The sequence below is a fragment of the Burkholderia diffusa genome (assembly GCF_001718315.1).
In the GTDB taxonomy this organism is placed as follows: Bacteria; Pseudomonadota; Gammaproteobacteria; order Burkholderiales; family Burkholderiaceae; genus Burkholderia; species Burkholderia diffusa_B.
Genome location: NZ_CP013364.1, coordinates 869,452 through 888,702, shown reverse-complemented (window position 1 = coordinate 888,702; position 19,251 = coordinate 869,452). Strand labels below are relative to the sequence as shown.

General features: G+C 68.8%; 15 protein-coding genes. 7 read left to right on the top strand and 8 right to left on the bottom strand.

Annotated elements, in window-relative coordinates:
• Positions 1–68: 68 nt before the first annotated feature.
• Both WI26_RS30555 and WI26_RS30550 read left to right on the top strand, forming a co-directional pair.
• Positions 69–1,286 (top strand): MFS transporter, encoded by a 1,218-nt coding sequence (locus WI26_RS30555; RefSeq protein WP_059542034.1) that lies wholly within the window; start codon positions 69–71, stop codon positions 1,284–1,286.
• Between the two features lie 158 nt (positions 1,287–1,444).
• Entirely contained in the window at positions 1,445–2,557 is a 1,113-nt protein-coding gene (locus WI26_RS30550; protein WP_059914265.1) for an alkene reductase, read from the top strand.
• 75 nt (positions 2,558–2,632) lie between these two features.
• Here WI26_RS30550 and WI26_RS30545 read toward each other — a convergent pair whose 3' ends face one another.
• From WI26_RS30545 to WI26_RS30535, 3 genes are all read right to left on the bottom strand, one after another.
• Positions 2,633–3,304, bottom strand: a complete 672-nt coding sequence (locus tag WI26_RS30545; protein ID WP_069228315.1) for a phosphohydrolase — start codon at positions 3,302–3,304, stop codon at positions 2,633–2,635.
• Positions 3,305–3,399: 95 nt separating this feature from the next.
• The gene (locus WI26_RS30540; protein WP_069228314.1) at positions 3,400–5,280 is read right to left on the bottom strand and encodes an amidohydrolase; all 1,881 of its coding nucleotides are present in this window, start codon (positions 5,278–5,280) and stop codon (positions 3,400–3,402) included.
• Positions 5,281–5,400: 120 nt separating this feature from the next.
• On the bottom strand, positions 5,401–8,292 hold the full coding sequence (locus WI26_RS30535; protein ID WP_069228381.1) for an ATP-binding protein: 2,892 nt from the start codon (positions 8,290–8,292) through the stop codon (positions 5,401–5,403).
• Positions 8,293–8,711: 419 nt separating this feature from the next.
• Between WI26_RS30535 and WI26_RS30530 the strand changes: the two genes are divergently transcribed.
• Entirely contained in the window at positions 8,712–9,620 is a 909-nt protein-coding gene (locus WI26_RS30530) for a helix-turn-helix domain-containing protein (RefSeq protein WP_059541978.1), read from the top strand.
• A 22-nt stretch (positions 9,621–9,642) separates the two neighbouring features.
• Here WI26_RS30530 and WI26_RS30525 read toward each other — a convergent pair whose 3' ends face one another.
• Together WI26_RS30525 and WI26_RS30520 are read right to left on the bottom strand one after the other, a co-directional pair.
• Positions 9,643–10,629, bottom strand: a complete 987-nt coding sequence (locus WI26_RS30525) for an MBL fold metallo-hydrolase (protein WP_081334411.1) — start codon at positions 10,627–10,629, stop codon at positions 9,643–9,645.
• A 153-nt stretch (positions 10,630–10,782) separates the two neighbouring features.
• Positions 10,783–11,424, bottom strand: a complete 642-nt coding sequence (locus WI26_RS30520) for a DsbA family oxidoreductase (protein ID WP_069228313.1) — start codon at positions 11,422–11,424, stop codon at positions 10,783–10,785.
• Positions 11,425–11,528: 104 nt separating this feature from the next.
• Here WI26_RS30520 and WI26_RS30515 point away from each other — a divergent pair, with 104 nt between their 5' ends.
• Positions 11,529–12,434 carry a LysR family transcriptional regulator gene (locus WI26_RS30515; RefSeq protein WP_069228312.1) on the top strand — a complete coding sequence of 302 codons (906 nt, stop codon included), beginning with the start codon at positions 11,529–11,531 and terminating at the stop codon, positions 12,432–12,434.
• Between the two features lie 18 nt (positions 12,435–12,452).
• On the opposite strand, the gene WI26_RS30510 is transcribed toward WI26_RS30515, so the two are convergent.
• From WI26_RS30510 to WI26_RS30500, 3 genes are read right to left on the bottom strand one after another with little or no spacing between them, the layout of a single operon-like run.
• Entirely contained in the window at positions 12,453–13,895 is a 1,443-nt protein-coding gene (locus WI26_RS30510) for an alginate export family protein (RefSeq protein WP_069228379.1), read from the bottom strand.
• Between the two features lie 14 nt (positions 13,896–13,909).
• Positions 13,910–14,851 (bottom strand): hypothetical protein, encoded by a 942-nt coding sequence (locus WI26_RS30505; RefSeq protein WP_059541985.1) that lies wholly within the window; start codon positions 14,849–14,851, stop codon positions 13,910–13,912.
• 49 nt (positions 14,852–14,900) lie between these two features.
• The gene (locus WI26_RS30500; protein ID WP_059541987.1) at positions 14,901–15,632 is read right to left on the bottom strand and encodes a YoaK family protein; all 732 of its coding nucleotides are present in this window, start codon (positions 15,630–15,632) and stop codon (positions 14,901–14,903) included.
• 366 nt (positions 15,633–15,998) lie between these two features.
• On the opposite strand from WI26_RS30500, the gene WI26_RS30495 reads away from it, so the two are divergent.
• The 3 genes from WI26_RS30495 (at position 15,999) to WI26_RS30485 (ending at position 19,098) form a co-directional block, all read left to right on the top strand.
• Complete coding sequence (locus WI26_RS30495; protein WP_069228311.1) at positions 15,999–16,718, top strand: TetR/AcrR family transcriptional regulator; 720 nt, start codon at positions 15,999–16,001, stop codon at positions 16,716–16,718.
• A gap of 327 nt (positions 16,719–17,045) precedes the next feature.
• Positions 17,046–17,921, top strand: a complete 876-nt coding sequence (locus WI26_RS30490) for an alpha/beta fold hydrolase (RefSeq protein WP_069228378.1) — start codon at positions 17,046–17,048, stop codon at positions 17,919–17,921.
• 34 nt (positions 17,922–17,955) lie between these two features.
• Complete coding sequence (locus tag WI26_RS30485; protein WP_069228377.1) at positions 17,956–19,098, top strand: FAD binding domain-containing protein; 1,143 nt, start codon at positions 17,956–17,958, stop codon at positions 19,096–19,098.
• Positions 19,099–19,251 lie beyond the last annotated feature (153 nt).

Genomic DNA, 19,251 nt, shown 5'->3' with positions numbered 1-19,251 from the left:
GCCGCACCGGCAATCGCAACGCCCGCCCGAAGAAAGGGCTCCCGACATCTCTCTACAAGGAGTCGATCATGTCAGCAGAATCCACCCCGCTCGCGCCCCACGGGCACGCAGCCAAGCTCACGCAGGGCCTCATCCTGCTGTTCGCGTTCAGTTGCGGCGCGATCGTCGCGAACCTGTACTACGCGCAACCGATCACCGAACTCATCGCGCCCAGCCTGCACATGTCCGGCGAAACCGCGAGCCTCATCGTATCGCTGACGCAGATCGGCTACGCATTCGGCCTGTTCTTCATCGTGCCGCTCGGCGACCTGCTCGAGAACCGCAAGCTGATGATCACGACCGCCGTCGTGTCGATCGCGAGCCTGGCGGCCGCGGCGATGGTGCAGACGCCCGGGCCGTTCCTCGCGATCTCGCTGCTGATCGGCTTCAGCTCGGTCGCCGTACAGATCCTCGTGCCGCTCGCCGCGCATCTGGCACCCGATCATTCGCGCGGCCGCGTGGTCGGCACGATCATGAGCGGGCTGCTGCTCGGCATCCTGCTCGCGCGTCCGCTGTCGAGCGTGGTGGCCGATGCGTTCGGCTGGCGCTTCGTGTTCGCGGCCGCCGCCGTGCTGATGACGCTCGTGACGGTCGTGCTCGCGCTGACGATCCCGTCACGCCAGCCCGATCACCGCGCGACGTATTTCGAACTGATCGGCTCGCTGCTGCATCTCGTGCGCACGATGCCGGTGCTGCGCCACCGCGCGTTCTACCAGGGCCTGATGTTCGCGTCGTTCAGCCTGTTCTGGACCGCCGTGCCGGTCGAGCTCACGCGTCACTACGGCCTGTCGCAATCGGCCATCGGACTGTTCGCGCTGGTCGGCGCAATCGGCGCGACGTCGGCGCCCGTCGCCGGCCGCCTCGCGGACGCCGGCCATACGGTGCGGGCCACGCTGATCGCACTGGTCGCCGGCGCGCTGTCGTATGCGGTCGCGCTGGTCCACGGCGCCGGGCTGTATGGCCTCGTCGTCACCGGCATCGTGCTCGACTTCGCGGTGCAGATGAACATGGTGCTCGGCCAACGCGAGATCTATGCGCTGCATGCCGCGAGCCGCAACCGCCTGAATGCGCTGTACATGACGAGCATCTTCGTCGGCGGCGCCGTCGGCTCCGCGCTTGCTAGCCCGCTGTACGAGCATGGCGGCTGGCCGCTCGTCGCCGCCGTCGCCGGCGTGTTCCCGATCGTCGCGCTCGCCCACTACCTCGTGATCGGGCGGCCGCACGCGCAACGCCACGCACAGTCCTGAACCGGCGCCGGCACCGGTTCACGCGAACGCCGCACAGGCTGCTCGCGCACGGAACGCTGCCGGCACGTCATCCCCGACTTCCCGCAGGGCCCGCCCTCGCATCGGCCGAAGCCGCACGCTCCGTGGCGCCGCCCTGCCCCACGCAAAAGGAATCCATCATGTCTTCCCTGCTCAGCAACTACGATCTGCGCGGCCTGCCGCTTCCCAACCGTATCGTGATGGGGCCGATGACGCGTTCTCGCGCGCCGTCGCGCGGCCAGCCGACCGGGCTCATGGCCGAGTACTACGCGCAGCGCGCGTCCGCCGGCCTGATCGTCACCGAAGCGACCAACGTCAGCCCGGCCTCCGCGGCGTTCGAACTGACGCCCGGGCTCGTCACCGACGAACAGGCAGCCGGCTGGAAGCAGGTCACCGACGCGGTCCATGCAAACGGCGGTCGCATCTTCGCGCAGCTGTGGCACGGCGGCCGGGTCAGCTCGCTGACGCTGCTCGGCGGCGAAGCGCCGCTGTCACCGTCCGGCGTCAACGATGATCTCGAACAGCTGCAGGTGTGGGCGCAGTTGCAGAACGGCTACTACACGAAGATTCATGCGACGCCGTCGCGCGCGATGACGACCGACGAGGTCGCCGCGACGGTCGAGGAATTCCGCCAGGCGGCACGTCGCGCGAAGGCGGCCGGCTTCGACGGCGTCGAGATTCACGCAGCCAACGGCTACCTGCCGCACCAGTTCCTGTCGTCGACGCTGAACCGCCGCGACGACCGCTACGGCGGCTCGCTCGCGAACCGCGCGCGCTTCCTCGAGGAAATCGTCGACGCGGTCGGCGGCGAGCTGCCGCTCGATCGTGTGGGCGTGCGCATCTCGCCGTACGCGAAGTACAACAACGTGCGCGACGCGGATCCGGATGCGACCTACGCGTACGTCGGGCGCATGCTCGACGAAGCCGGCGTCGCCTACGTGCACGCGGCGGACACCAACGGCTGGAGCGGCGAGCCCGACCTGCCGCGCATCGTCGCCAACACGCGCGACGCGTATCGCGGCACGTTGATCGTCAACGGCGGCATCGCGCCGGACGCGGCGAGTGCACTGATCGACGCGGGCGATGCCGATCTCGTCGCGTTCGCGCGCGCATACATCGCGAACCCCGATCTCGTCGAGCGCATCGCGGCGAATGCGCCGCTCGCCGCGCCGAAGACGGTCGGCTGGTACGGCGGCGACCGCGCGGGATACGTCGATTACGCGCGTCACGATGGGGCGGCCCTGAACACCTGAACGTCCCGGCGGCGGCCCGGCCACCGCCGCCGGCTCGATCGCCGGAATCAGGAAGCATGCGCCCGGGCAATGCGCTCAGGCATCCGGCCAGCGCGCACCAAGCACACGTCCACAGAAATTCGGCCGGTGGAAATCCGGATCGGCGCGCTCGAGCACGTCCGCGCTCCACGTGCCGAACGTCGACGCCGGCCGGTGTGCGACGCCGCGCGCGAGCGCGTCGAGGAACGCATCCGCGAACCCTTCGCCGCGCGGGTAGGCCGCGAGCAGTGCGCGGCGCTCGTCCGCCGAATACGCGTCGCAGCCGGTCGCCATCAGGTCGGTCGACACGGCAGACGCCAGCGCACGCGCGAGCGGCGACACGCGCGCGGCCACCCCGGGCGTCGTATGCAGCGCGATCGCGCACCACACGTCGTCGCGCAGGTGCTGCGACGTCTGATGCCGCAGCAGGAACGCCTGCGCGGCATCGGCGCTGTCGATCTCGTAGCGTTCGGTCGAGCGGCAGTAGGCCGGGCTCAGCCCCATGTTCGCGTACATCGCGGCCACGTACAGCGCATCGGCATCGAGCGTGTCGCCGGCGCGGCGCGCGGCAAGCGACGCGAGAACGAACACCCGGCATGCGTGATCGGCGATCACGCGCGGCAGCGACGCGCGGGCCGCTTCGGCGGCTTCGATCGCCATCGGCGTCCGTGGAATGCGGACGCCGGCGACTTCGTCGTCGGCCGGCGCAGACGTGTGCGCAGAACTCATCCTGTCTCCTTCTGCCCGTTGCCAGGGCGAAAAATTATTCATTCGCCGCGCGGCACGCACCGGCACCGCTATCCCGCGCGCTGACCCATGCCGTCCTAAAAGGCGCCACCGTGGCGGACAAATCCTTCGCACTGCTCGACGACCTCCGTCGCGGCGGCCTGCAGGCGCTGCATGAAACGGCCCGCATGCCCACGCGCGACGCGCGCATCCGGGTTGCCGTCAGCCGCCGCACGCATCGGCATCGAGGCCGTCCAACGACGGCGCGCGAATTCGCCGAACTCGACGACCGGCGACCACGCGGGACTGACCGGCAGCGGCGGTGGCGCCAGCGCTTCGAACTCGTCGTCGGCATGCACGACCTTGCCGTCGACAACCGTCAGCACCGACGACAGCGACTTGATCCGCGGCTCATCGATCGTGAAATAGTCGTCCGTCAGCACCGCGAAATCCGCATACTGGCCAGGCACCAGCGCGCCCTTGCGATCGTCTTCGTTCGAGAACCACGCGCTGCCGACCGTGTAGCGGCGCAGCGCCTCCATGCGGCTGAGCCGGTTGCGTTCGGGATAGAGCGCCGTGCCGCCGACCGTTCGCCCGGACACCATCCAGTACAGCGACACGAACGGGTTGTAGCTCGCAATGCGCGTCGCGTCGGTGCCGGCGCCGACCGGCAGCCCGGCCTCCAGCATCGCGCGGATCGGCGGCGTGCGCGTGGCGGCTTGCGCGCCGTAGCGCGCGATGAAGTACTCGCCTTGGAACGCCATCCGGTGCTGGACCGTCACGCCGCCGCCGAGCGCGGCGATGCGCGCGATGTTCGCGTCCGAAATCGTCTCGCAGTGGTCGAAGAACCAGCGCAGCCCGTCGAACGGTATCTCGCGGTTGACGGCTTCGAGCACGTTCAGGAAGCGGCCGATCGATTCATCGTAGGTCGCATGCAGCCGGAACGGCCAGCGGTGCCGAACCAGCAGCCGGACCACCTCGGCCAGTTCGCTCTCGAGCGCGGCAGGCAGATCGGGGCGCGGCTCCAGAAAATTGCCGAAATCGGCGGCCGAATACACGAGCAGCTCGCCCGCGCCGTTCATCCGCAGGAACGCGTCGCCGTCGCCGGGCTTCGCCAGCGTCACCCACCGCGCGTAGTCGTCGAGCTCCCGTCCCGCATGCTGCACGAACAGGCTGTAGGCGATGCGCACCGTCATTTCGCCACGTTGCGCAAGCGCGAGGACGGCGCCATAGTCGTCCGGATAGGCCTGGAAATCGCCGCCCGCGTCGATCGCGCTCGTCACGCCCAGGCGATTCAGCTCGCGCATGAAATGCCGCATCGAATTCATCTGGTCGTCAAGGCCGAGCTTCGGCGCCCGCTCGAGCGCCGCATGCAGGACGGACATGTCCGGACGCGCGATCAGCATGCCGGTCGGCCGGTTGAGGCGATCGCGCTGGATCTCGCCGCCAGGCGGATCGGACGTGTCGCGGCCGTAGCCGATCGCGCGCAGCGCGGCCGCGTTCAGGAGCGCGCTGTCGCCCAAGTGCATGATGAAGACGGGCGTATCGGGCGCGATCGCGTTGAGTTCGGCCACCGTCGGCCCGCGCTTTTCCGCGAACTGGAATTCGGTCCAGCCGCCGACCACGCGCACCCAGTGCGGCGCCGGCGTGCGCAGCACCTGGCGACGCAGCATGCCGAGCGCGTCGGCCAGCGTCGGCACGCCGTCCCAGCGCAGCTCCAGGTTGAAGTTCAGGCCGCCGCGTATCGCGTGCAGGTGCGAATCGTTCAGCCCCGGGATCACGGTGCGCCCGTTCAGGTCGATGCGCAGCGTGCCGTCGCGCGCATGGCGCATCACGTCCTGCCCGCTGCCGGTCGCGAGGATCCGGCCGTCCTTCACCGCGAGCGCGGTCACGAACGACTGCCGCTCGTCCTGCGTCGCGATCTTGCCGTTGTGTACGATGAGGTCCGCCGCTTCGGCGAATGCAGTCGTCTCGAGCACCGTCAGGCCCTCCCGCTCGCGCCGAAAGCCGGCATGCGGCCGCTCTCGGCATGCATCCGGTTTGACGATCCACCGACCATCCCTTCCTCCTTGAACATTGAACGATCGGCGCGCGCGCCGTCACGCCGCCGACTGCATCGCAACCGCCGCCTCATATCGCGCGCGCGCCAGGCCCGTCGACGCGCTGATCTCCAGGCGAACGAAGTTCTGCAGACGCGCCAGGCGCCGAACGTCGAACGCGCGCGACTGCGGGTCGACCTGCGCCGACAGGTCGGCCACCAGCGACGATGCCTGTGCGGTGCGCCCGCGCTCGATCAGGTGATCGGCGAGGTCCAGCGTGCTGCGCAGCGCCGACATCGCCGCGCCTTGCGCGTTCGCCGCATGGATCGCCGTCAACAGGTAATGCTGCCCGTCCGCTTCGCATGCGGCCGCGCGATCCGGATCGGCGGCACGGGCCTGTTCGAGCGTCGCCAGCCCGCGCGCGCGGAGCAGTTCCGGCACGAACAGATGCTCGCCGTGCGCGCGGCAGCGCGCGAGCGTCGCGTCGAGCCTCGTGCATGCGTCGGCCGCGCGGCCGGTGCGCGTCAGCCCTTCCGCATAGGCGACGACGAGCGGCGCGAGCAGGCGCCGAAATCCGCTCGCTTCGATGCGCCGCAGCGCGGGTTCGAGCCGCGCGAGCCCCGCGCCCGGATGACCCGCCTGCATGTCGAATTGTCCGGCGAGACATTCGGCATGGTTGCGCCAGATGTCGAACCCGTTCGCATCGGCGGTCGCGCGCAGCGTCGCGAGATAGTCGGCGATCACGTCGTGATCGCCGTAGCGCAACGCGATCGGCACGGCAGCGGCGCCCAGCACGACGCAAAGCGCCAGCCCCGAGCCGCCGCGGCGCGCGCAGTCGACCGCCTGCGCCGCCAGCCGCATCGCGTATTCCGGATCGCCCTGCATCCAGACGAGCCGTGTCAGCATCGTCCGGCCGAGCGTCGCGACGTCGACGCCCAGCGCCGCTTCGGCGCACGGCGGTTCGCCGGCGTCGGCAAGCTCGGCCGTCGCCGCCTCGAGCCGCTCGCGCGCCTGCGCATGCTCGCCGAAGTAATGCAGCGAGGTCGCGACCATCGCGTTCGCCAGCAACCGTTGCGACCGGTCGCCCCGCCGCTGCGCGGCCCGTTCGAAGCGCGTCGCATAGCGCAGCGATTCATGAATGTCGGAGCGCGTCAGCATGGCGTTCCACAGCCCGACCAGCGCGCGCGCGTCGAACGCCTCGTCACCGAGCCGGCCCGCGAGGCCGAGCGTCCTGTCCCACATCGCGGCGGCCGTGTGCGTATCGCCGTCGGTATGCAGCAGCGCGGCCGCATAGGCCGCGCGCAGGCGCATTTCTCGCGCCGCGTCGACGGCCCCCGGCGCACCGGCGTCGAGTGCGTCGAGCGTGCGTCTCGCAGGTATCGAGCATTCGCGCATGCGCGCCGGCTCGAGCAATGCATGCGCCAGCCCGTCGATTTCCGCAGCCTGCGGCCCGGCCGCCGCGAATTCGCGAAGTGGCACAGTGCCCGTGCCGGGGCGCAGGCCCGCGGCGTGCGTGCGCTCGGCCTGGGCGAGCATTCGCGCTTCCGCCTGCTCGCGTTCGTAGCGCGCATGACGTTCGGCGACCGCATCGAATTCGCCTTCGTTGCGCAGTTTCTCCAGCGCGTACGCGCGGGTCGATTCGGTCAGTCTGTAACGCGCCTGCGCGCCGTTGAATTCGACGGCGACCAGCGACTTCGCGACCAGTTCGCCGAGCAGCGCGACCATCTCGGCGGCCGGCATGCCCGGGGCCATCGCGACGTCACGCGCGGCATCGAACGTAAACGGACCAATGAAACAGGCCATGCGGCGAAACAGCGACCGGGCGGCCGCATCCAGCAATACGTAGCTCCAGTCGAACGTGGCCCGCAACGTCTGGTGGCGCGGCAGCGCCGAGCGCAGCCCGCCCGTCAGCAGGTTCAGCCGGTCGTCGAGACGCGCTGCGACAACCTCCAGCCCGAGCGTCGCGACGCGCGCCGCCGCGAGCTCGATGGCGAGCGGCAACCCGTCGAGGCGCCGGCAGATATCGCCGATCAACCTGAGGCCAGCCGCATCGACCGCACAGTCGGGCGTGGCGGCGCGAATCCGGGCCAGAAAAAGCTCGACGGCGGAATGGCGCACGATCTCGTCGACGGATGCGCTCCGGTCCGGCACCGCCAGCGGACTCACGCGAAACACGGTCTCGACCGAAATATGAAGCGGCTCGCGACTCGTCACGAGCACGCGCGGCGTCGCGCTGTGCGACGTCAGCGTTTCGACGAGGTCGGCCACGAGGTCGATAACATGCTCCGCGTTGTCGAGCACGAGCAGACCGCGCGTCGCGGCCAGTGCATCGCCGATCTGCTCGACGGTCGGCACGCCGTCCACGTCGAGCCCGAGTTCGGTTGCAATCGCGCGCAGCACGTCGTCGCGCGTCGCCGCACACGCCAGTTCGACGAACACTACGCGATCGCCCGAGCGCGCGCGCCATTCATGCGCGACGCGCCCCGCGAGGCTCGTCTTGCCGATGCCGCCCGCACCGACGAGCGTGACGACGGGCGCCCGTTCGAGCATGTCGACGATCTGGCCGATCTCGGTTTGGCGCCCGACGAGCGGCACCGGATGAGACGCCGCATCCGCGTCGTGCGCCGCGTCGGCCGCTGGCGGCGCCACCGTGTGCGCGACCGGCGGATGCGCGATCAGCAGGTAGCCGCGGCCGGGCACCGTCTTGATCAGGTCGCGATTCGGGCCGAGCGCCTTGCGCAACGTCGCGACGTGCACCTGCAGCCGGTTCTCCTCGACGATCAGGCCCGGCCACACCGCGTCCATGATGTCGTCCTTCGACACGAGGGATCCGTTCGCGCGATGCAGTACTTCCAGTATGTCGAGCGCGCGTGCGCCGATTCGCAACGATGCGCCGTGATGGCGAATGTCGCGCTGCTCGAAATCCACCGACAAATTCCCGATCTGGATCATGGCCGCCTCCAGGTTCCCCACGATGACCGCCATGTGAACGCGCGGTTCACCGGGGCGGGAGTCCGCGCCGGGCCTGCGCGGCACGCGGGGCACGAAATGTCAAAAAGTGTGCCGAGTCTAAACGCCGCATAAAGAAAAATCTTGAATGAAAATGCACTGGCGGCCGACGCGGCGGCACGCGGCGGACACGCCGGCAGCGGAAACCCAAATGGGGCAGTATCATGTGGCCCTGGTGCCCGCGCGTGGCGTTCCCGCGCCGGTGATATCGTTCGGGAGCCGGCAAAACGAATCGGCCCGGCCGGTGCATTTTTCGTCAGCAAGCGGACATTTATTCAAGTTATTCTGGGCCTGTTGGGCGTGTCGTATGAGTTGCACGCAAAAATGCTCGCGCGCCGCATCCCACCGAAGGACGCTCCATCATGTCTGATCCTCTCGTCGCGCCCGCCGCGGCGCCGCCGAAAGACACGCTCGGATGCATGTCGAGCCTGCTGTCCAAGGATATTGAAAGGTCGGCCGGCGGCCTGACGCTCCACCGCAAATGCATGCGCGACGAACAATTCGAGCGCATCGAAATGGCCGCCAGCGATCGCGGCTTCCTGATCGGCGTGTCGCTGAACGGCGGGCATCGGCGCACGATCTATGGCGGCGCCGGCAAATCCGAGCGACGGTTTCAGCCCAACTCCATCTACATTCGCGACTTTTCCCGGAATTTTCGCGCCGACCTGTACGGCAAGTTCGACTTCGTGCTGATCGAGCTGTCGCGCAGCTACCTCGACCACCTCGGCCGCGAACACGACGGCGCCGAAATCGCCGGCCTGACCTGCGCGCCCGACGTGCAGGACGCGGTGCTCGGCCATCTCGCGCACGCGGTCGCCGACAGCCTCGACGTGCCGGGCGCGCTGAACACGTTGTTCGTCGAGCAGATGGGCGTCGCGATCGGCACGCATCTCGCGTGCCGGTACGGCAATGCGCATGCGCGCGACCTGCAGCGCAAGGGCCTGCTGTCGCCAGCCAAGACGGCGCTCGCGAAGGAACTGTTGATGGAAAAGGCGAACCTCGGCGTATCGATCGAGGAAGTCGCGAACGAATGCGATCTGTCGCGCGGCTATTTCATCCGCGCGTTCTCGCGCACGACCGGGCGCACGCCGCATCAATGGCTGCTGGAGCAGCGCGTGATGCGGGCCCGCGAGTTGATCGAGACGACCGACATGACGCTCGCGGAAATCGCGGCCGCGTGCGGCTTCGCCGACCAGAGCCACCTGAACCGCCTGTTCGCGCGCATCGTCGGCCATCCGCCCGGCGCATGGCGGCGCGGCATGTCGCGCTGACGCAGTCGCGCGCATCGTCCGCTCATCGCAGCGGCGTCGCGTCGTAGTTGACCGGCACCCAGTCGTACCGCGCCCCGTCCCTGCGCAAGTGCCCGAGACCGGGAAACGCGATGTGCGCGGCGCCGACCAGATAGCGTCGGTCGGCCACGCGCCTGAACACGTCGCGCCGCGTTCGGCGGGCCGCGGCGGCATCGCTGTCGTACTGAACGGCCGCATCCGGATCCTGCAGCTGGATCGCCGCGACGTGCACGATGTCGCCCCACGCGAGCAGTCCCGCGTTGCCGCTCTCGATCAGATAGGCCGTATGGCCCGGCGTGTGACCGGGCATCGGCACCGCGCGAATGCCGGGGGCAAGCGTCGCTTCGCCGCGAAACGTCCTGAAGCGGCCGGCGGCGACGTACGGTGCGATCGACGCGGCCGCCGCGTCGAAGAACGATGCCAGGAACGCCGGCGCCCGCGCCTTGTTGTCCGGGTCGAGCCAGTAATTCGCCTCGATCTCGTTCACCCGGACGACCGCGTTCGGAAAGGTCATCCTGCCATCCGACACGATGCCGCCGACATGATCCTTGTGCAGGTGCGTGAGCAGCACCTCGTCGATCTGCTCCGGCGCATAGCCTGCCGCGCGTAAATTGCCGAGCAGCTTGCCGCAGCAGTCGCCGTACAGCACGCCGGCGCCGGTATCGACGAGAATCCGCTTCGATCCCGTGTCGACCAGGAACGCATTGATCGATCCCTGGACCGGCGGCTCGAGAAATGCCCGGTCGAGATCGCGCCGGATTTCGTCCTTCGATACATCACGGAACACCGTATCGACCGGAAACGTGTGGGTGCCGTCGGATAGCGCGACGATCTGCAAATCGCCGAGCTTCTGCCGGTAGAAGCCGGGCGGCTGGCTGCCGCCGCCCGGCTCGTCGGCGAACGCGGCCGATGTGAGCAGGCCGACGCACCATGCGACGAGCAGCGTGGCACCCAGGCGCAGCGCATGCATGCGCCGGTTCAGTCTGTTCATGTCCGATTTCCTCGATTGCGTATCGACGTCGCGCGGCGTCCGCCGGTCCCGCAAGCGACACGCGCGACATCGAGCGTACCGGCCGCTTTCGCAATAATCCTGAGCCGGACATGAAACGTTCTGAATACCGTGGCGCGAGGCTCCGGGCCTTGTTCACGCGACCGCGCGATGCGCGGCGAGCAACGCATCGCGAAACACGGCGGTCGGCTGCGCGCCGCTGACGACGACGGATCCGATCCGCGTCGACGGCACCGACGCGACGCCTGCGCGCACCGCATCGGCCTCGAGCGCGATTACCGCATCGCGCCCTTCGTCGGACGCGAGGAACGCCCGCACCGCGTCGCCCGGCAAACCTGCGCCGGCCGCGATCTCGACGAGCACGTTCGCATCGCCAATGTCGCGGCCGTCGCGGAAGTACGCGGCGAACAGCGCATCGACCAGCGCGGCCGCGCCGCCGCGCTGCTGCGCGAACCAGACGAGCCGGTGCGCGAGCCGGGTATTCGGCGTGCGCGCGATTCGCGCATGATCGAACACGAGGCCCGCCGCGCGGCCGGCGTCGGCCACTTGCGCGTCGAGCGCCTGCGAACGCGCCCAGCTGCCGAACTTCGCACTGCGATATGCCTTGCGGTCCATGCCCGCGGCCGGCATCGTCGGGTTCAGTTCGAACGGCACGAACCGGATCTTCACGTCGCCGGCCAGCCCGGCTTCGTCGATCGCTTCGGCAAGCCTGCGCTCGGCGATCCAGCACCACGGGCAGATGAGGTCGTAGGTGATCGCGACTTCGACGGAATTCATTGCGCTCTCCTGTTGATTGCAGTTTCGAAGATAGCGCTTGCCGGCCGGCGATAGAATGCGAGCGGCACGCAACGCATCGTTGCGGCACGCACAAAGGCAACGACATGGACAAATTCTCCGCGCTGCGCGCGTTCGTGGAAGTCGCGGAAGCCGGCGGCTTCTCGAGCGCGGGGCGGCGCCTCGATCTCGCGGCCTCGTCGGTGGTGCGCGCGGTGGATGCGCTCGAGGCGTCGCTGGGCACCGTGCTGCTGAACCGCACGACGCGCCAGGTCACGCTCTCCGATGCCGGCTCCGTGTACTACGCGCGGGCAAAGCGGTTGCTGGAGGAACTCGCGGAAGCCGACGCGCTCGTCTCCGATCGCGGCGACGAGCCGTCCGGACCGCTGCGCGTGTCGGTGCCGGTCGCGTACGGCGTGCGTCGCATCGCGCCGCACATCGGGGCCTTCCTCGCACGCTATCCGAAGCTCGACCTCGACCTGCAGCTCACCGACGAACGCGTCGATCTCGTCGCGGGCCGGATCGACGTCGCGATCCGGCTCGGCGAGGCGGCGCCATCCGCGGAGGTCGTCGCGCGGCAACTCGGCACTTTCAAGCGCTTTGTCGTCGCGAGCCACGACTACCTCGATGCGAATGGTGCGCCGGGTACGCCGGGCGAACTGGTCGACCATCAGTGCCTGCGCTTTCACTTCGGCGGCGACCAGCAGGCGTGGTCGTTCGCCGACGCGCACGGCACGACGAAAGTGCTGGTCGCCGGACGGCTGAAGTCGAACCACAGCGAAGTGTTGCGCGATGCCGCGCTCGACGGCGCCGGCATCGCACTGCTGCCCGACTGGCTGGTCGACGGCGACGTCCAGTCGGGCCGCCTGCGCAGGCTGTTCGAAGCGTACGACGTCATGCCCGATGCGGCGCGCTCGGTCGTCACCGCGCTGTACCTGCCGAATCAGCGCGGCTCAAAGCGCGTCACGGCGTTCATCGACTTCGTCGCGACGCTCGCCGGCGCGCCGCACTGAGCCGCGTGGCGCGCCGCGTCACCAGCCGAACTTCGCCTCCACGCCGACATAGTCGGCATTGCGCGCGCCCAGCGCGCGAATCGAATCGGCGAGCTGGAAGTGCACCGCCTCCACCGCCAACGCCGTGTTCGCATTGACGAGCCAGTCCACGCGAGCCTGCGCGTACATGCCGGTCCACGCGCCGCCCTTGCCGGCCGTGCCGGGCACGGCCTGCATCCCTTGCCCGTAGATCGCGTCGGCCGTCGTCGCGCGCCACTGGAAACCGACCGCGGTCAGCACCGTCACGTTGGCCGCAGGCTTGAACGTCAGCGACGGCTTCACGTGAATCAGGTTGCTGTAGCCCGTGTAGCCGGCGAGCGTGAAGTAATAGCCATTCGGGAACAACGGGTTGAAGGTGCCCATGCGCCCGTCGCCGGGATGCTTGTCGCCCGACGCGCCGTCCACCTGGATGCCGATGCGCGGCGTGCCAGGCGTCTTCGCGAACGTATAGCCGCCCAACGCGCCGAACGCCCATGCACCGATCGTGTCCTGGCCGATGTGTCCGGTCTGCAGCATCGCCTCGGCGTCCCAGTCGAAGCCGGAAGACTTGCCCGCGTAGCGCATGTCGAACACGTCGCGCCGCTCGGTGCCGGCCCCCGCGAGATAGCGGGCGTTGTCGCGCGTATAGCGCGACCAGTAGGCCGACAGGTCACCGGGTCCCACATCGTTGCGCTCGACACGCACGCCGTCGAATCTGAGGTGCCGGTTCGACACGTCGTCGAATGCCGCGTCGTTGCGATACTGCACGGGGCGCGTCAGATAGCCGATCAGCCGCCACTTGCCGAATTCGTAATCGGCCCATAACGCATCGAATGCCTGGCGCACGTTCGGGCCATCACGCACCGACACGAACCGCTGCAGGTCGAACGCCATCTCCTGCCGGCCGATGCGCGTCTTGAACGTGCCGCCGCCCAACTGGTCGACATACGCGACGAACGCCTGCTCGATGTCGAGCTGATCCTTGTCGACCGGGCCGACCGTGTCCTTGCCGTACGGCCGCGCATCGACGAACTGGACGAACGCCTGGAAGTGCCCGGCATAGCGCAGATCCGCGTGCACCGTCGCGCGCTGGATCACGTAATTGTCGTCGTGCGCGGCGCCGAGCCCGAACAGCGGAGCGTTGTTCAGCTCGAAGCGCTCGCGCAAGTTCGCGCCGAGCGACAGGTAGGTCGACGGATCGGCGCCCAGCGGGATGTACTTCAGCCCGTCGAGCGGCTTGTGCGGCACGCATGGATTCGCGAGCACCGACCAGTCTTCCTGCCAGCGGTTGAACAGCACCGTGGGCCGCTTCGCGGTGCACGCCGCGCCGGCAGTCGAGGCCGGCGCCGCGGTTTCATCGGCAGCGGCCGCCGTCGCGGCGTACGTGGCGACGCCGCCCGCCAGCACGGCGGCCGGCAGCACGCCACGCCACGCCCGCGTCATCGCGCGTCGCGCCATCACTTCGACCGCGCGTGGATCTCGGCGACATAGCCGCCGGGGAACTGCACGAGTGCCGCATCGCGCCCGTCCGACGTGAAGGTCGGCACCAGCACGGTCACGCCGGCGGCCTTTGCCTTCTCCAGCGTGGCCGCGAGGTCCGCCACTTCGTAACCCGTCATCTCGCGCCCGAACGGATAAGGCAGATGGCCGTCGGTGGCCAGCACGGTCATCTTGCCGAAGCCCGACTCGATGCGGATGCGGCGGTACGTGTCGTTCGGCCGGCCGATCTCGATGCCCGGCGCCTTGCGCACGTCGGACACGATCTTGCCGCGCGAGAACGCGACGAAGTCGTGCGCCAGCTTGGTCGCGCTTTCGGGCGACACGTACACGCGGTTTTCCGGCACCGTCTGCAGCGGGTCGTAGTGCGGCGCTTGCGTGTGCCAGTACAGCTGCATGTTCACGCCGCCCGGCCAGCGGATGATCGCGTCGCGGCCGATCGGATCGGGGAACGTGTCGACCACCACGTCCGCCCCATGCGCGCGCGCCGATTTCATCGCGACGTCCATGTCGGTGACGAGGTAGCCGGTGCGCTCCGCGCAGAACGGATACGGGATCGGCGTCTTGAAGCCGAACACCGAGATCGTGCCCGACGGCGTGAACACGAGCTGCGACATCGTCTGGCTCGGCGTCGGCGTGACCTGGAACACGCCCTGCTGCGACTTCTTGCCGCCGAACGTGGCGACGAAGCTGTCGGTGAAACGGTCGAAGTCTTCAGGCGCGACGCACACGTGCGTCGTGTCGTATTGCGGGCCGACCGCGACGGCCGGCACCTTCGCGGACGCGGACTCGAGCAGACGCGTCTCGTCCGCATGGGCCGGCGCGGTCGCCAGCAATGCGCCGAGCACGACCGTCGACACGGCCGTCATCTGCAATACCTGTCGCAACTTCAGTGCAATCATTTAAATTCTCCTTGAAAGTGGCAAGCGCTGCCGTACGTTGCGCACGAATTCAGCGTGATGCCGGCCCGTCGTCGGGCCGGCCGGATCGATAAGCGAGGAAGCACAAGGTCGCGAGCGGCAGCGCCAGCGCCCAGAAGGCGGCGAAACCGTACGCGGCGGCCCCCGCGCCCGCACCAAGCGCGAAGCCCGCGACCGGCGGCAGCGTGCGGCGCAGCCGCGCACGCGCGGCGGCCCGCTCGGCCGGCGCGGCAAGTGGCACCAGCCAGTCGAATGCATCGATCACCGCCTGCGTGACATTGCCCGTCATCACCGTGTTGGCGACCACCGAGCGGGCCGTCAGCCGGCCGTGCGCGTTCTGGACACCCATCGCCGCGGCGCCGAGCAGACCGCACAGGATCGTGCGCGGCGCATCGGCGTCGGCGATCGGCGACGCCATCACGCCCGCCAGCATGAATCCGGCCAGCAGCACGGCCTGAAGCGCGTACAGCGAACGCGCGCGCGGGCCGTGGCCCAGCGAACGCATCCGGTGGTCGAGCACGCGCGCGCCGACGATTCCCGCGATGAAGGCCGGGAACGCGAGCCATTTGATCGCGAGCCCTTGCCCGACGCCCGCAAGCCCCGAACCGATCAGGATGAAGTTGCCGGTGACGTGCGCGGTGAACAGGCCGAACAGCGCGACGAAGCCGAGCGTGTCGACGTAGCCGGCGATCGACGCGAGAAATACGTCCTCGCCGCGTACGTGATCGGGCGCCGCGACCGCGCTTACCGGCTGCGTCGGCATGACCCGGCCTCCTGGATGGTGACGGTTGCGCCGACGCACGCGATACCTGCGCCCGGCGAGATCAGATAACACATGGTCCGCTCCGGTTGCGCCGAACGGCCCGGAGGCGCCGACTGGCGTCCGGTCCCTGCGGCGGTTCGGAAGCAAGACTAGTTAAGGAACGCCTTAATGTCATGGCGATGGCCCTGAATTTTCCTGAATATGCCGCCCGGACGTCCGCCGCGACTGCGAGGTCGACTTGACGCATGACGCGTCCGCGCGGATTCCCCGCATCGCGTCGACCGCCCCGCCGTGCGCGGCCTCGCGGTCCGATCGTGTTATTTTTCGATCGATAGCTTAAGCGCGCACGCGATCAGGAGCCGACGCATGACCGAAAGAAAACGCAACACGCCAGCCCGCGAGCGCGGGACGGACGCCGACGGCAACACCGTCACGCCGGGCCGGCGCCTCGCGCCGGAGGCGCGCGAGCGGCAAATTGTCGAGAAGGCGATCGAGCACTTCGCGACGCACGGCTTTTCCGGCAGCACGCGCGAGCTCGCGCGGCAGATCGGCGTCACCCAGCCGCTGCTGTACCGGTATTTCCCGAGCAAGGAAGCGCTGATCGATCGCGTGTACGACGAGGTCTACACGTGGAACCCCGACTGGGAAAAAATGATCGCGGATCGCACGGTCCCGCTGCAGGAGCGGCTCGTCGCGTTCTACCGCGCATACGCGCAAACCATCCTGCGGCGCGAATGGATCCGCACCTTCATCTTCGCGGGGCTCAGCCGCGAGGGTTTCAACACGCGGTATCTGTCGCGGCTGCGCGAGCGCGTGTTCCTGCCGGTGCTGCGCGAGCTGCGGCACGAATACGATATCGCCACACCGGCGACGGAGGCCCAGCGCAACGCGGAAATCGAGCTCGTCTGGAGCCTGCACGCGAGCATCTTCTATTTCGGGGTTCGCAAGTGGGTCTACGGGCTGCCCGTGCCCGACGATCTCGACACCGAGATCGAACGGCTGGTCGACGCGTTTCTCCACGGCACGCCCGCTACGTTGAAGCAGATCGCGTCCGGCGCGGCCGCGCGACGGCGACGCCGCGCATGACCAGCGCATGACCAGGGCCTGACGCGCCCGTCGGCCACGCTTCGCGCAGCACCGGCTGCGCGGGAAACGCCTGTGCGCGTTCGACCGCACACCCTGCCGGCAACGGTGCCGTCAGCGCCATCTCCCGCCTCGCGCACAACATGCCGCCGAATACCGACGCGCATCGGACGGACTCGATCGTCGTGAAGCGGACGATGCCAGCTCCGCGTGCCGCCCCCGAGGAATTCAGAACAATTCATCCGGCGCGCCGATCCCTTCGCCTATCCTCGAAAGGCATTTGCAATCGCGTCCGGGCCCGCACGTGCCGAACTGCACATGGACCGTCACATGACCACCGACATGCCTTCGATCGCTCATCACACCGTCACCGCAAACGGTATCCGCCAGCACTACATCGATGCCGGCACCGGCCCGGTCGTCGTACTGCTGCACGGCTTCCCGGAAACCAGTTTCGCGTGGCGCTTCCAGATTCCCGCCCTCGCACGGCGCTACCGCGTGATCGCACCCGACCTGCGCGGCTACGGCGAAACCGACAAGCCGGCCGCCGGCTACGACAAGCGCAACATGGCGCGCGATCTCGCCGGGCTGCTCGATGCGCTCGGCATCGGCCGCATCGCGCTCGTCGGCCACGATCGCGGCGCACGCGTCGCGACGCGTTTCTCCAAGGATTTCCCCGAACGCGTCGACCGGCTCGTCGTGATGGATAACGTGCCGACGCGCATCGTCGCGCAGAACATGACCGCGCAAACGGCGCGCGCGTACTGGTTCTTCCTGTTCCATCAAGTGCCGGACTTGCCGGAAGCATTGATCGCCGGGAAGGAAGCCGAGTGGCTGAGCTACTTCTTCGCCGACTGGTGCTACAACCCGCACGCGATTTCGGGCGATGCGTTCGACACATATGTGCGCGCGTATCGCCGCCCCGGCGCCGTGCGCGGCGCGCTGGCGGACTATCGTGCAAACGCGGAGGACGTGAAGCAGGATCTCGTCGACGCGGATGTCCGGATCGCATGCCCGACGATGGCCATCTGGGGAGAGGATTTCTACGCGGTCGGCAAGATGTTCGACATGAAATCGGTGTGGGAAAGCATGGCGTCGAACCTGCGCGCCGAACCGATTGCGCAGTGCGGGCACCTGCCGCACGAGGAACAGCCGGAACGTGTGAACGCATTGCTGCTTGATTTCCTGGCGCATTGGGAAGGTTGAGTCTCCGCGCGACGAATCCTGGGGGATGGAAATCATGAACGACGTTTCGGGCCCGTCGGCGATCGTCATCGGCGGATCGGTGGGCGGGCTGTTCGCGGCGACCGCGCTGCGCGCGGCCGGATGGCGCGTCAAGGTATTCGAGCAATCGCCGAACGACCTCGACAGCCGTGGCGGCGGCATCGTGCTGCAGCCGCCGATCGAACGCGCGTTCACGTTCGGCGGCGTGCCGGTGCCGCGCGGTGCGGGCGTCGATTCGATCGACCGGATCTATCTCGACGAGCACGACCGGATCGTGCAGCGCTTCTACATGCCGCAAACGCAGACCGCGTGGAACGTGATCTACACCGCGCTGAAGCGCGCGTTGCCCGCCGGCGTCGTGCACGCCGGCGTATCGTTCGGGCGGTTCGAACAGGACGGCGCGCGCGTGATCGCCCATTTCGCGGACGGCCGCGTCGAACATGCCGACCTGCTGGTCGGCGCGGACGGCGGCCGCTCGGCCGTGCGCGCCCAGCTGCTGCCCGACGCGCGGCCCGCGTATGCAGGCTACGTCGCGTGGCGCGGGCTCGTCGACGAGCACGCGCTTCCCGACACGGTGCTGCGAGTGCTGCGCGATCGGTTCACGTTCCAGCAAGGCGACGCGCATCTGTTCCTGACGTACCTGGTGCCCGGCCGCGACGGTGCGATCGAGCCGGGCAAGCGGCGCGTGAACTGGGTCTGGTACCGGCGGCTCGAGCAGGAGCGCGTGCCGTCGCTGTTTCTCGCGCGAGACGGCACGCAGCGCGACGGCTCGCTGCCGCCCGGCGCGATGCGCGACGACAACCGGCTCGAACTCGTGGACGCCGGCCGCCGATTGCTCGCGCCGACGCTCGCCGCGCTCGTCGAAGCGACCTCGGCGCCGTTCGCGCAGGCGATCCTCGATCTCGCGGTCGAGCGCATGGTGTTCGATCGCGCGGTGCTGCTCGGCGACGCGGCCTGCCTCGTGCGACCGCATACGGCCGCCGGTGTCGCGAAGGCGGCGGAGAACGCGGTCGGTCTTGCCGAAGCGCTGCGCGGCGGCGTGCGCGCAAGCGCATTCGACGCCGCGCTGTCGCGCTGGGAGGTCACCCAGCTAGCGACCAGCGCTTCGTTATCCGAACTCGGCATCTCGCTCGGCACGCGGATCATGGGACGGGCGTAACCGGCGGCAGAGCGGTGTCGCGACGCCGCGTCCCGTATCGATCATCCGCGAAACCGGGCCGCATCACGGCCGTCGCGGCAGGGCTCGACGACACGCCAATCCGACAGATCACCGCCTTCCTGCGATGCAACGCCCGCGACGGAGAGCACTCGC

What these genes read in the sequence shown, in the direction of transcription:
- WI26_RS30555 (WP_059542034.1), top strand. Translation starts at nt 69, where the DNA reads ATGTCAGCAGAATCCACCCCGCTCGCGCCCCACGGGCACGCAGCCAAG.
- WI26_RS30550 (WP_059914265.1), top strand. Translation starts at nt 1,445, where the DNA reads ATGTCTTCCCTGCTCAGCAACTACGATCTGCGCGGCCTGCCGCTTCCC.
- WI26_RS30545 (WP_069228315.1), bottom strand. Translation starts at nt 3,304, where the DNA reads ATGAGTTCTGCGCACACGTCTGCGCCGGCCGACGACGAAGTCGCCGGC.
- WI26_RS30535 (WP_069228381.1), bottom strand. Translation starts at nt 8,292, where the DNA reads ATGATCCAGATCGGGAATTTGTCGGTGGATTTCGAGCAGCGCGACATT.
- WI26_RS30530 (WP_059541978.1), top strand. Translation starts at nt 8,712, where the DNA reads ATGTCTGATCCTCTCGTCGCGCCCGCCGCGGCGCCGCCGAAAGACACG.
- WI26_RS30525 (WP_081334411.1), bottom strand. Translation starts at nt 10,629, where the DNA reads ATGAACAGACTGAACCGGCGCATGCATGCGCTGCGCCTGGGTGCCACG.
- WI26_RS30520 (WP_069228313.1), bottom strand. Translation starts at nt 11,424, where the DNA reads ATGAATTCCGTCGAAGTCGCGATCACCTACGACCTCATCTGCCCGTGG.
- WI26_RS30515 (WP_069228312.1), top strand. Translation starts at nt 11,529, where the DNA reads ATGGACAAATTCTCCGCGCTGCGCGCGTTCGTGGAAGTCGCGGAAGCC.
- WI26_RS30510 (WP_069228379.1), bottom strand. Translation starts at nt 13,895, where the DNA reads ATGACGCGGGCGTGGCGTGGCGTGCTGCCGGCCGCCGTGCTGGCGGGC.
- WI26_RS30505 (WP_059541985.1), bottom strand. Translation starts at nt 14,851, where the DNA reads ATGATTGCACTGAAGTTGCGACAGGTATTGCAGATGACGGCCGTGTCG.
- WI26_RS30500 (WP_059541987.1), bottom strand. Translation starts at nt 15,632, where the DNA reads ATGCCGACGCAGCCGGTAAGCGCGGTCGCGGCGCCCGATCACGTACGC.
- WI26_RS30495 (WP_069228311.1), top strand. Translation starts at nt 15,999, where the DNA reads ATGACCGAAAGAAAACGCAACACGCCAGCCCGCGAGCGCGGGACGGAC.
- WI26_RS30490 (WP_069228378.1), top strand. Translation starts at nt 17,046, where the DNA reads ATGACCACCGACATGCCTTCGATCGCTCATCACACCGTCACCGCAAAC.
- WI26_RS30485 (WP_069228377.1), top strand. Translation starts at nt 17,956, where the DNA reads ATGAACGACGTTTCGGGCCCGTCGGCGATCGTCATCGGCGGATCGGTG.